At 38.0% G+C, this 13,094-nt stretch carries 9 protein-coding genes; all 9 read right to left on the minus strand.

Features of this window, described 5'->3' with window-relative positions:
* Positions 1–95: 95 nt before the first annotated feature.
* A complete protein-coding gene (locus T344_RS0111605; protein WP_027628857.1) occupies positions 96–980 on the minus strand; it encodes a carbohydrate ABC transporter permease in 885 nt (294 codons plus the stop codon).
* A gap of 84 nt (positions 981–1,064) precedes the next feature.
* Positions 1,065–2,429 (minus strand): ABC transporter substrate-binding protein, encoded by a 1,365-nt coding sequence (locus T344_RS0111610; protein ID WP_027628858.1) that lies wholly within the window; start codon positions 2,427–2,429, stop codon positions 1,065–1,067.
* Positions 2,430–2,683: 254 nt separating this feature from the next.
* Positions 2,684–4,030 carry an ABC transporter substrate-binding protein gene (locus T344_RS28065; RefSeq protein ID WP_034861191.1) on the minus strand — a complete coding sequence of 449 codons (1,347 nt, stop codon included), beginning with the start codon at positions 4,028–4,030 and terminating at the stop codon, positions 2,684–2,686.
* Between the two features lie 170 nt (positions 4,031–4,200).
* On the minus strand, positions 4,201–5,829 hold the full coding sequence (locus T344_RS0111620; protein WP_027628859.1) for a response regulator: 1,629 nt from the start codon (positions 5,827–5,829) through the stop codon (positions 4,201–4,203).
* 12 nt (positions 5,830–5,841) lie between these two features.
* Complete coding sequence (locus T344_RS0111625) at positions 5,842–7,647, minus strand: cache domain-containing sensor histidine kinase (RefSeq protein ID WP_027628860.1); 1,806 nt, start codon at positions 7,645–7,647, stop codon at positions 5,842–5,844.
* Positions 7,648–7,791: 144 nt separating this feature from the next.
* Positions 7,792–9,372: a response regulator gene (locus T344_RS0111630; RefSeq protein ID WP_027628861.1), complete on the minus strand. Its 1,581-nt coding sequence runs from the start codon at positions 9,370–9,372 to the stop codon at positions 7,792–7,794.
* A complete protein-coding gene (locus tag T344_RS0111635; RefSeq protein WP_027628862.1) occupies positions 9,365–11,152 on the minus strand; it encodes a sensor histidine kinase in 1,788 nt (595 codons plus the stop codon). The genes T344_RS0111630 and T344_RS0111635 overlap by 8 nt, the downstream gene beginning before the upstream one ends.
* 147 nt (positions 11,153–11,299) lie before the next feature.
* Complete coding sequence (gene kduD, locus T344_RS0111640; protein ID WP_027628863.1) at positions 11,300–12,061, minus strand: 2-dehydro-3-deoxy-D-gluconate 5-dehydrogenase KduD; 762 nt, start codon at positions 12,059–12,061, stop codon at positions 11,300–11,302.
* A gap of 13 nt (positions 12,062–12,074) precedes the next feature.
* A complete protein-coding gene (locus tag T344_RS0111645; protein ID WP_027628864.1) occupies positions 12,075–13,088 on the minus strand; it encodes an alcohol dehydrogenase catalytic domain-containing protein in 1,014 nt (337 codons plus the stop codon).
* Between the last annotated feature and the right edge of the window lie 6 nt (positions 13,089–13,094).

The following is a 13,094-nucleotide window of genomic DNA, read 5'->3' on the forward strand; positions in this document are numbered from 1 at the left end:
ACAATGGAAAAAGGAAAGTCAACCCAATAATTATCATAGCTGTATTTATCAATATTTTATAAAGATTATTTTTTTTCGTAACGTCCACCCCCTGTTTAGAATTCTACCTTCTCTCTTGCAACAAATTTATTAATAAATACCGTCAACACCAGACATTCCAGCACAAATATTATTGCAATAGCACAGCCCTGACCGAAATCGGAAGCCGAAAACGCTTTATAATATAACTGGTATATAACAGTTCTTGACACGTCACCGGGTCCTCCAGCGGTCATTATCCTTACATGAGCAAATTGGGACATGCTGCCCAGCACTGAGAGAACAAGCACATATTTGCTTACGTCCTGCAACAGAGGAATTGTTATTTTTAAGCTTGTTCTAAAGAATCCCGCACCATCAATAACCGCTGCTTCGTAATATGTTTTTGGAATTGCCTTTATACCTGTATAAAAAAGTAGAGCATTCAAACCTATATATTGCCACAGGAAAGCCGCAGTTATAGCAAGAACTACCGTCCGCTCATCAGACAACCATTCCATAGCAAGACCATCCAGACCGATTCCTCTTAACATGCTATTGATCAAGCCCCACTGAGGTTCATAAATGGCTATCCACATTTGGGCTATAACCGTTACCGAAAGTATTGCAGGAAATACGCTGCTGGCCTTAAAAAACCTTTTTACCCGTTCACCCTGCCTATCCATAATCAAAGCCAGGAGCAGTGATATGGGCAATCCCATGCACGTAGATATGAGCACTATCGTAAAAGTATTCACGTTGGATTTCCAAAAGGTTGGATCCCTAAGAACATTAAAATAGTTTTCAAATCCCACATATCCCATACTTTTAAACCCATCGTTCTTTTGGAAGCTTATGAGTATCTCCGGAAAGAGAGGATAGATTACAAAAGCGGTAAATAACAGCAGTGCAGGAAAAGAGAATATGAATATTGCAAGCTTGTTGCCATAAAATTTGTTCATTATTATCACCTGTTAACCAATCCCTGTATGAGAGCAACCCATACAGGGATTGGTTATAATTCAGCATTTTAACCAGTTGTATTTTTATTTAAAATTCTCAGCCCACACAGGATTGATTGCCTTGATATAATCATCAGCAGAAAACTTTCCTGTAAGAAGCTTGCTGTTCAAGGTTGAAATTTCAGCAGACATTTTTGTATTGAATGTAGCTGCCCACATTGAAGGAATCTTTACGCTTGCAGCATCAAACTGATCCAGGCTCTTTTGAAGCAGCGGAGATATGCCTTCCACCTTTACTCCAGTATCAAGTGCTGTGGGTGCCTTTTGTTCTATGTTGTAGTAAAGTGCGTCCTGAGTTGCACAGAACATTGCAAAGTTAGCTGCGACTTCTGGATTCTTACTATTTGCCGATACCAGATATCCGCTGAGGGGTGCTCCCCAGAACTGAATGGAAGCATTTGCATCATTTCCGTCTTTGGCTGATGGCCACACAATGAAATCAGTATCAGGAGAAGCTTTTTCAAGATTGCCTGTTTCCCATGTAAACATTGCCAGCATTGCTGCTTTGCCTGAAGTATACATTTCAACAGCCGGACCGTAATCAATATTTGTAACACCCGGTGCAAAGGCTCCTGCCTGAACCAGCTTCTGTATTCTTCCTAAAGCACTCTTAACAACAGGATTGCTGAAATCCGTTTTATTATTTGTCAAATCTAGGGCAACCTGTGGGTCTTCAGCCATGATCATGGTCTGGAGCATGTGCAGGTTTGGAGTCCATCCATCCTTTCCAACTATTGACATTGGAACAATACCCTTGCCTTTAAGTGTTTCGCATACTTTTATAAGTTCATCAAATGTGGTTGGAACCTGAATGTTGTTCTTGGCAAATACATCCTTGTGGTACCATAATCTTGGAGTAAAGTATTGATCGGCACCGGGCTGCACACAATAAAGCTTTCCGTCCTTGTCAGGTGTAACTACTTCCTGCATTTTGAACTTTTTGTCAAAACCGGATTTTTGCACATATGGAGCCAAATCCAATGCGTTACCTGCCTCTACAACAACAGATGAGAGGTTTTGCTCAGAGAACCATACGTCAGGCATATCACCGGACGCATTGTAGGCCTTCAGCTTGTTTGCGTAATCCTGCCCGCCTCCGCCCAAATCGTACTCTACCTCAACATTGGGCATTTCCTTTTCAACGTTCACCTTAATGTATTTATCACGAATATTGTTCCTGTTATCATCAGCACTTAAAGACAGGAATTTGATTTTTACCCTTTCATTGTCATTTGCTGTCGCTTGTGAGGTTTGCGCAGCTCCTGCAGCAGATGTCTCGGCAGCTTTGGTTGAATCCGAACCCTTTTCGTTTCCACCTCCGCAAGCGGTTAAAGAAAATACCATTGCAATAGCAACAACACCTGATGCAAGCTTTGTTAACTTAATCATTTTCCATCCTCCTTATTTGATTACTAACTAATTAAATATGCCTTCCGAAAGGTTTCTGTAACAGTTACAGATTGATTATATTACTCCTGTATACATACATTGAAGGTAATTTTCATAGTGGGCAGGTAAAAATGTCGGGTTATTGAAAAAGTCATTCCAGTCAGGAATGACAGAGGGTTGCATTTATTTAGGACATGCGCCGGCAAAGCGGCTCCACAAATTTATTCCGCTGTTTAGGGTTGAGGATAAAGTTTTTAGTGTGTATCACAGTTTTGCTCCCTTATTTCCTTTGCGTTTTCAATCCACAGAGGATTTATTACCCTGATATATTCATCGGGAGAATACCTCCCTGTCAGAAGCTTGCTGTTTTGAATCGAAATTTCTGCAGAGGTTCTGGTGTTAAAGGCTGCCGACCAAATGGAAGGTACTTTTATTTCGGCCATATCAAGCTGTTCCAGATTCTTTTTTGCCAAGACAGAGGTATTCTCTATTCTTACTCCGGTATTAAGCATTGTTGGAGCTTTACTCTCAATATTATAATATAACGCGTCCTGGGTAGCACAGTACATAGCAAAACGTGCGGCTGCCTCAGGATTTTTTGTTTTTGCCCATACCATATAGCCGCTGAGGGGGGCTCCCCAGTACTGTACGGCATCCTTTGTGAAAGTTCCCGCCCTTGACGACGGCCACGGCATGAAGTCAGTGTCGGGAGATAATTTTTCCAGCTTGGGCAGCTCCCATGAAAATGCAGCCAGCATTGCGGCACTTCCGGAGGTATACATGTTTATTGCAGGTTCATAACCTATATTTACAGCATTTTTGGGAAATGCTCCCGCCAGAACCAGCTCTCTTATACGCTCCAGAGATCTTTTTATTACCGGGTTTGTAAAATCAGTAGCTCCATTCAGCATATCAAGTGCGACCTGGGGGTCTTCAGACATAATCATTGTCTGAAGCAAATGAAGATTGAGAGTCCAGCCGTCCCTGCCTATAATTGAAATCGGGACTATACCCTTTTCATTCAGCTGCCCACATACCTTTAACAGTTCCTCATATGTAGCAGGGACTTGTATACCATACTTTTTGAATAAATCTTTGTGATACCAAAGCCTTGGTGTGGTAAATCTGTCGTTGCCCGATTGAACAGAATAAATCCTGCCGTTTTTGTCCGGCATTATAAATTCCTTTTCGGTAAACTTTTTATCAAATTCCCATTTATATATATACGGTGCCAGATCAAGCGCATTGCCCGAAGCTATAACAACGGCAGACAGATTCTGCTCCGAGAACCATACATCGGGCATGTTGCCTGAGGAATTATATACCTTAAGCTTGCTGGCGTAATCCTGTCCCCCTCCGCCCAAATCGTATTCAACTTCAATATCCGGCATTTCTTTTTCCATATTGGCTTTTATGTAGTTCTCTCTGATATTTTCCCTGACATCGCTGTCACTTATGGAAAGAAACAGAATTTTTACTTTTTGCGCCGGGGTAAAAGTTTCCGACGTCCCAGCCTTTTTCTGCATGTCCGGAGAGCTACTGCAGGCAGCATTTATAGTCAGCAAAAATATCAATAAATATATTTTACACCACTTAGCCATATGGTAACTCCCTTCAATTTAATATATCGCCTGCGCCGAAATGAATTCGGCTTCGGCTCCACTGACAGCTTTATCTAATCGGAAACCCGCCACCTAAGAGGTGGGGGACTGCTGACATTGTTCAAGCATTAGTCACAGAATGCTTGTTAATTAACAATTACTTAGGCCGTTTATACTTTCCTGATGTTTTCTATAAATTTACTAGGTGCCAGACCGTAGTATTTTTTAAAGCATTTACCGAAGTAACTGGCATCAGCATACCCTACTTTGCTTGCAACATCAAGGATCAAAGTATTCCCAGAATCAAAAAGCTCCTTTGCTTTTCTGATTCTGAATTCAGTCAGATATTCATTTATTGTAACTCCTGCATCCCGCTTAAAAATAAAACAAAGATGTGCATAATTAACAAACAGGTTTCTGGCTATTTCATCAATACTGAGTTCACTGCTCTGATAGTTGCTGCTTATATATTTTTTTACTTCTTCAATAAGCCTGGAGGCTTTTGAAATTTTATTTTTTTTAATGGTTTCCAGCGTATGCATAAAAATTTCTTTTATCCAGGTTTCCATTTCAGCAATTGATTTTTTTGACTGAATTTCTTCTACAAGATTAAAACTGCCTTGAGTTATGACATCTTCAATTCGCAGACCCATTTCGACCATTGCCTCCATGCATACTGCAACCATTTCAATACAGACAACAAAAAGTATCTGATGATGTATATTTTCACCGCGTACCCTCATGAATACCTGGCTAATCAATTTGTTCACTTCTTCTTCATCCGCCGTACGTATATTCATCAACAGCTGGCTCCGGTATTCCCCTGAAAATACTGTTCCCTTTATTCCAGACTCGGCTACCAGGCTGTATAGTATAATTCTGTTTTTTCCAAGTGTCAGTTTATGCTTTAAGGCTATTATGGATTCCCTGTATGATACGGGAATGTCGAACAATTCTGCTTTTTCACTGCCCACCCCCACAGTTATAGTGAAATCCAAATGTTTGCAAATAGCGGCTCTGACAAGCTCCAGCCTGCTTTCCAGCTGAGTAAGGAAATCACCCTTGTTTTGTGTTCCATCCATACCGACGATTATACATATTCTGTCATCAATATCATAACAAATATCAAAAATAAATTTTTCATCCAGAATTTCACTTGAGATATTGGATACTGCGTATTTCCACAGCTGCTTTTCTTCATTATCCCAGTTGGTATCATCACCACAGTCCAATTCAATGGTAATTACCAGATAGTAATCCGATTTAATATTAATTTTCAGATATTCCATCTTTTTCAAAGTTTCATTTTCTTTTGGAATCAGGGAGCCCTGAAGCAATTCATTCAATAACTTATCCTTAAGAAGGGGAATACTGTCCCTTACCTGTTGTTTTAAACCCTCAAACTCAAATTTTATACTTGTCTCCCTCTTTATAATCTCTTTTATTTCAATTAATGAACTTATAAGTTCTTCCTCATTGACAGGCTTTAGAATGTAATTATTAACCCCAAGCTGAACTGCTTGTTTGGCATAATTGAACTCGCTGTGCCCGGTAAGAATAATAAATTTACTTTCTATTCCTGTTTCCTTAACACTTTGTATAAATTCCAGGCCGTCTATTATAGGCATATTAATATCAACAATCATTATGTCGGGATTTAAATCCGCCACCTTTTCCAGAGCGTCCTTACCGTTTTTTGCCTCACCGCAGACTTCTAAACCAAGCTCCTCCCAGGGTATGGACACCTTAAGCGCTTCTCTGAAATAAAACTCATCATCAATTATCATTACTTTATACATGTTTCCAGCCCCCTAATAGTCAACCGCCGGCAATGTCAATGTAACTCTGGTATATTGACCTACCATGCTTTCAATAGTCAGCCCATACTCTTCCCCGTATAGCAGCTTTATCCTCGAATCAACGCTGTGTGTGCCGAAATCACTGCTCTTGGAGTCATTGTCCGGCCTGTTTAAAACCCTGTAAATCTGCTCCTCACTCATGCCCACACCATCATCATATACTTCTATCCTCACCTGATTATTTTTACGGGCACCTTTTATTATTAATATCCCCTTGTCTTCCTTTTGCTTCAGCCCGTGATATATGGAGTTTTCCACCAGAGGCTGCAACGTAAGCTTGGGTATCTGATAATTCAAGATATCCTCTTCAAATTCCAGCCGGTAATCCAGATATTCCACATACCTCATTTTTTGTATGGACAGGTAATTGTCTATCAAATTCATTTCATCCCTGATGGTTATTATGTCGTTGCCCTTGCTCAGGGAAATCCTGTAAAAACCCGCAAGATATTTTGCAGTCGCCATTGCATTGTCCTTTAAATTAAGCTTTATAAATGAAATTATTGTTTCAATAGTGTTATATAAAAAATGGGGCTTTATCTGTGATTGGAGGAGCTTGAACTCGTTTTCCCGTTTTAACCTCTGTTCGGCATATATTTGTTCCACAAGCCCGTTAATTTTATCCATCAGGCTGTTAAACCCGTCCCCAAGCATCCCTATTTCACCTTTTACATTCAGATCGGCTCTCAGCTTTAAATTGCCGGATTTAATTTCCTTCATTATATTTACAAGCTTTAATATTGGTTTTGATATGGTATAGGACAAGAGATAAGAAGCAGCAAATGCGCATATGAGACAGATCACACCAAAAATAACGATAATCTGAGTCATCCTCCTGTTTTCATGGGTTATTTCATCCAGGGGAATTACACTGATAACCTTCCAGTCAAGCTTTTTGAAATCCTGAACTGTTATCAAAACCTTCCTGTCCCCTATGTTTCTTATAAGGCTCTTGGTATCCGAAATGTCCTCAATCTTATATTTTCCCAGATACATTCCTTCATCAAACTTCCTGTATAACTGACTTTTATCCTGAGTGGATATGATATTTTTCTGACTGTCCACTATAAAAAACTTATCATCCTCGTTTACTATGTTGTTAAGGTATATTGCAGCAACATCCTTTTCCTTCAAATAGAGCACTGCTGTTCCCAAGACATGCCCGGTATCCATTCCGATTATGGTTTTGGCTATGGCAAATACATTTTCATCTCCACCGAACTTGTATCTGACCTTGATCAGCCCGGTCCATGTCGGAACCTTATTTTGAGTTATGGAGTTAATTAACTTTCTATTGAAATACGCACTTATACTCGAATTGTCGATATAACCCACGTCAAAAAACATATTTTGTGACGACATGATACTTGCAGCCGCAATATTGGTATTAGGCTGTACAACATTGCTTATTACGGTAGATAATGTCTTTTCAACCTCAATATTATCAACCGAATCCAATTCATTGTTTTCTATGCGCTCCAGCTGATTTTGCATTCTGTTATCCATTGACAGTATTCTTGCATAGTTTTCAGAATTATTGGCTAAGTTAAGCAGGCTCTTGTCAATGAGAGAAAGTTCTCTTTCAGCATTTTTTGTTACCTTTTCAACTATTGCCTGATTTGAAATATTGATTGTTAATATGGCAAATACTGATAAGGATGCTAAAAGTATGCCTGCATAAAAAATAAATATTTTGCTTTTTATAGACATATTTTTATAGACAGATATTGCGAAACTAATAAATTTGTTTTTTTTCATCTTATAATTCCTACAATATGGGTGATTTTTTAGTTGAACTGCATTTTGTCCTTTTATATGATATCATATATTAATGCAATATTATATAAATTTATAATAACATATCTCCCTGCCCTGTTTTATTTTCTTTATCTTCAATTATTACTATTTCAGATACTTCTGCCGGTATTCGCTGGGGGTCATTCCGGTACTTTTTTTAAAGCAGCTGCTAAAGTACTGGGATGAGTTAAAGCCTGAGCGAAACGCAACTTCATACATTTTAACCTCTCTGTTCACTAAAAGTTTTTTTGCCTGCCCCAACCTGATATTATTTAAACAATTGATAAAGCTGTTATCCTCAAACCGTTTAAACAGGCTGCTTAAATAATTTGCACTTATATGAACCTTTTCTGCTACATCTTTCAACATAAGATCCGGATTATCAAAATCTTTTTTCATATAATTCATTGCTAATTTGACAACCTGTCTATTTTCACTTTGATTTCTGCTTTCAAGACAATCAGATAGTTTTTTGAAGCAATCTGAGACAATCCTTTCTATATCGAGCAGATTATTTGCCTGCATCAGCCTCCTGACAAGCAGCCCCACTTCTCCAATCAGCTGTGCGTATACTTCCTCCTCCGCCGCTTTATATGAACTCAGAATTAATTCAACCATCATCACTTTAAAAAAAGGAATATTTCTCATTCTGGATTTTTTAACTTTTTCAAACATGTTCAGGAGTTCTACTTCCATGCTCTCATAATTACCGCCTTGAATAGCTCCACATATTTTATTTTTATATATTTGTAACTTAACCTGGTACTCTGCAGAATTTTGCTGTGATTCTTCGTAAAGCACTATACTTTTATTTCCGAAATTATAGCTTTCCTCCAGAGCCTTGATTGCTTCATTATAAGAAAAGTGTATTTCATATATCCCATGATAAATCCTGCCTATACCACAAAATATCAACAAATCCACTTCATTTTTAAGTGAAAATATCAAATTTTGCAGGTGATCTTCAAAACCAGCGTGTTCATCTTTGCTTTTATATTCTTTTAGAATGACCACACGATTTATAATTGAAAACATTTTCAGGTTTGTGTATTTTTCAAGCCTTGACTTTATTTTATCGTTTAGCTCTCTTGCATTTATTACAGAATCAATTGCAAGTTCCTGAAACGGTCTTTGATAGCTGCTTAAGCTCTCGAAATATAGGATTGCCGTTTGGAAATGCGAATCTTTTGAGGCAATATTGCACATCTCAATTCTCTCATCATCAATAACTCCATTTACAATCAAATCTTCCAAATATTTTTCCCTGATTGCAGATATGTTTGCAGTAATATCCTTTCTGCGCTGTTTTTCTTTTTCTATCTCCTTTGAAGCATTTACAACAGTCTCTATTACTTCCTGATTACTGAAAGGTTTTGTAATATAAGAAAAAACTTGTAATGCTATCGCATGTTTTGCATACTCAAATTCTTTATGCGCAGTCAAAATGATAATTTTTATTTCGGGATAACGTTCCTTCATAATATATGAAAATTCTATTCCGTCTACGAATGGCATGTTAATATCCACAATTACAATATCCGGCTTATACCTTTCAACATATTGCAAGGCAACCTCCCCATCATATACTGCTCCCACAATATCAAGTCCGTACTTCTCCCAATCAATACACTTGCTAAGTCCACGACAAATTATTTCGTCATCATCGGCAATCAGTAATTTATTCATTCTTTTCCTCCGTATATTTTTTTAAAGGAAGTCTCAAAGAAACCCTGGTGTATTTATCTTGTATACTTTCAATATTAACTCCATAGGGATCGCCATATTCCATATTGATTCTTTGATGAACATTAATTATTCCTATATGGTCTACAACTCTAAGTTGCTTGCTATGTTTTAATTGATATCTGATTTCTTCCAATTTCTCTTCAGATATACCAACTCCATTGTCCCATACGCTCAAGGTAATGGAATTATCTTCAATATATCCCCTTACTATAATAGCACCCTTTTTTCTTTGCTTTTTTATTCCATGATAAACTGCATTTTCAATAATAGGCTGCATGGAAAATTTAATGATTTCAAAACTTTTGACCTCTTCATCAATCTCTATATTATAATCATATATGGAACTGTATCTCATTTTCAAAATCTTCAGATAATAGGATAAATGCTCTATCTCATCCCGGATTTCAATTTTGTCTATTACCCCGCTCAAACTCAACTTATAAAATTTTCCTATGGCAGTGAGCATATCCACACCATTGGGGTCATTCATCTGAACCAGAAATTTTGCGGCTTCCAATGTATTATATAAAAAATGTGGTTTTATCTGTAACTGCAGCATTTTAAAATCTGCTATTCGTCTTTCTGCCTGTTCTTTTTTTAAATCGGCTGTGTATTGATTTATTTCATCCATCATATGATCATAGGAATCAGCCAGAACCCCGACTTCATCTTTATATTTGGAATGAAATCTATGGCTGCGTTCCTTGGTTATTCTATTTGCCTCAATGATTTTTCTCATTTTTTTTATAGGTTTTGTTACAAAATATACAGTGATAAATACACCTAATATCATTACAAGGCTGGTTGTAATAATAATAAAAGTAAAGAATTGTCCCATTACACTTGAAGCTTCTTTTATATTGCTCTTCGGCAGCAGTGAGTAAACTTTCCAGCTATTAATATCCAAGCTTTTTGTTCCTACAAAAAAGCTGTCACTCAGGGCTTGCTGATCCCGCTTTTCTGATTGGAGGATACTTTTCAGGCTTAAATCCTCCTCAAGCTGCATTTTATTCAGATTATCGGAATATAAGTAATCCCCTCCAATTTGCAATAATATATTCCCTTGTTCATTTGACAGCCTGTCAATATATTGTTGAATATGTTTAATACTTAAATTTACCACAAAAATAGTCTTTACTTCTCCATATTCCACATATGGCATAAATATACTGACGATATCTTCCTTTTTATTATTAAAGTAGTAACTTTCTGAAATAACACCGGACCACTGACAATATTCTTTTAAATGGTAGTCTTTTTTTACTTTTTCAAAAAGGTTATCATTCCTTAACTGTACAGATTGATTCTGCGATAAGTAATATATTTTATTTCGTTTATCCAGCACCAGCATTGAACTGATAAATAAAAAGTTATCTCCGCTTGACAGCAGCTTGGAAAACATCCCCTGATATATAACATTTACTTCTGTATAACCGGTTTTCTTTTTTTCCATATCATGCTGCATCTCGAAGGAAATCATCTGGTTTTTTACAGGTATCATTTCATTGACGATATTTTTCAAGGCCAAATGTATATTGTTACTAATTTGATTTGTTGTTTCCAGATTCGCTTCCGACAACTCTATTTCATATCTTTTAGCAATACGGCTTGAAAAGATGAAACTGTTAAATACTTGTATAACCAACACTAATAAGCACAGAGGTGCTATAATTTTATAGCTTATAGACTTACTAAAAAAACCCTGTTTCATTTTACTCATGATTACACCGTCTTTTCCAGCATCAGCCGCTATTTTTTGCTAATATATCAATGATTTAACAATATTACATTTTAAATGCACAAAGAATGGTGGAATTCCAGCCATTCTTTGTGCTTATTTTGAATAATTTAATTTTATAAATGTAAGCTACCGTGCAAGCCAGCCTCCGTCAACTGCCAGCGTATAGCCCTGTACATAAGCGGAGGCCTGGCTTGCTAAGAACACAGCTGCTCCCCCCATATCTTCGGGCTGTGCCCAACGCCCCGCAGGAATTCTGTTTAAAATCTCCTGAGAACGCTTTTCATCTTCCCTTAATGCTTGAGTATTGTCTGTTGCCACATACCCAGGCGCTATTGCATTTACATTAATCCCGTATTTAGCCCACTCATTTGCCAGTAAACGGGTCATACCCATAACCCCGCTCTTTGCAGAAGTATAGGATACTACTCTGATACCACCCTGATATGATAGCATGGAAGCAATGTTAATGATTTTTCCTCCTTTACCCTGCTTTATAAATTGCTGCGCCACTTTTTGACTAAGGAAAAACATAGTTTTTAAATTAAGATTTAAAACGTCATCCCAATCTTCTTCTGTAAAGTCTATAGCATCACATCTGCGAATCGTTCCTGCATTATTTACCAATATATCAATTTTGCCAAACTCTTTTAATGTATCGTTCACAATTTTTCCAACAGGCTCCCGGGAGGTTAAATCGGCCTTAATTTCAAGAAATCTTCTTCCCTCTGCTTCTACTCTTTCTCGTGCTCCGGGACAATTTCGTCTGGCAACGCCCGCAACATCCGCACCTGCTCCAGCCAACGCGGCGGCAATGGCTTCTCCGATTCCTGCCGATGCTCCAGTTACAATTGCCACTTTGTTTTCTAATGAAAAGTTCTCTAAATTCATTGTATTATACTCCTTAATCAAATACAATTATGGTTTTTATCCAGCTACCACTATTGTTTAATGTTTCTTCAAAGGCTTTTTGAATTTCTTCCAATCGGTACTTCCGGGAAATCATTTTATCGGTTATTATACCTTGGTTCAACCACTCAGCAACCTTATCAAACTTACGGCAGTTCATCCTTGATCCAACAATAGTAAGCTCTTTTTTTGTTATAGCTATCGGTGAAATACTTGCAGGATTACTGTCAAACCCAATAACCACCACTCTGGCCGTGGGCGCCGCCAACTCAAGCGTTTTCTCAAACAGCTGAGCAGATCCCACTGCATCGACCAGCACATCTGCTCCCTCAGGGGAAAATCTTTCCACTGCAGCTTCCAGGTTATCAATTCCAGTATTAATTGCCATATCCGCACCGAATTCCCTGGCATATTGCAATTTTGTTTCCGATATATCTGAAATCAGTACTTTTACTCCAATCCCCTTCGCCGCTTGCAGAATTGCCAGGCCTATGGTCCCTGCTCCGATGATGACCATATTTTCTCCGGCCTTTGCACCTGCCCTCTCCAAAATATTAGCTGCGATGGAAAAAGGCTCTCCCAAAGCGGCCACACTGAAATCTACCAATTTATCATAGGCATATACGTTTTCTTCCTCAACAACTATATATTCCTGAAACCCGCCATCCATCTGTACTCCAAAGCATTTTACGCTGCTGCAGACATTCTTATGCCCTTTTAAACAAATTTTACAGGTATTACAAGCTATAACGGGATCAAAAACAACATGATCGTTTAATGCTACTTTTTTTACATTCGCACCCAGCTCAACGACTTCTCCTGCCAGCTCATGCCCCATAACTCTAGGAAATTGCACATCGGTCCGTGTTCCCTTAAAAATATGTAAATCGGTCCCGCAAATCCCCACAGCTTTTACGCGTATCATCACTTCGCTCGGCTTCATAATCCTGGGCATTTCTTTTTCGAGTATTTCAATTTTATTAGCTGCAGTTAATACACCGGCTTTCATTTTCAC

The organism is Ruminiclostridium cellobioparum DSM 1351 = ATCC 15832 (assembly GCF_000621505.1).
GTDB classification, from domain to species: Bacteria; Bacillota; Clostridia; order Acetivibrionales; family DSM-1351; genus Ruminiclostridium; species Ruminiclostridium cellobioparum.

What these genes read in the sequence shown, in the direction of transcription:
- T344_RS0111605 (WP_027628857.1), bottom strand. Translation starts at nt 980, where the DNA reads ATGAACAAATTTTATGGCAACAAGCTTGCAATATTCATATTCTCTTTT.
- T344_RS0111610 (WP_027628858.1), bottom strand. Translation starts at nt 2,429, where the DNA reads ATGATTAAGTTAACAAAGCTTGCATCAGGTGTTGTTGCTATTGCAATG.
- T344_RS28065 (WP_034861191.1), bottom strand. Translation starts at nt 4,030, where the DNA reads ATGGCTAAGTGGTGTAAAATATATTTATTGATATTTTTGCTGACTATA.
- T344_RS0111620 (WP_027628859.1), bottom strand. Translation starts at nt 5,829, where the DNA reads ATGTATAAAGTAATGATAATTGATGATGAGTTTTATTTCAGAGAAGCG.
- T344_RS0111625 (WP_027628860.1), bottom strand. Translation starts at nt 7,647, where the DNA reads ATGAAAAAAAACAAATTTATTAGTTTCGCAATATCTGTCTATAAAAAT.
- T344_RS0111630 (WP_027628861.1), bottom strand. Translation starts at nt 9,372, where the DNA reads ATGAATAAATTACTGATTGCCGATGATGACGAAATAATTTGTCGTGGA.
- T344_RS0111635 (WP_027628862.1), bottom strand. Translation starts at nt 11,152, where the DNA reads ATGAGTAAAATGAAACAGGGTTTTTTTAGTAAGTCTATAAGCTATAAA.
- kduD (WP_027628863.1), bottom strand. Translation starts at nt 12,061, where the DNA reads ATGAATTTAGAGAACTTTTCATTAGAAAACAAAGTGGCAATTGTAACT.
- T344_RS0111645 (WP_027628864.1), bottom strand. Translation starts at nt 13,088, where the DNA reads ATGAAAGCCGGTGTATTAACTGCAGCTAATAAAATTGAAATACTCGAA.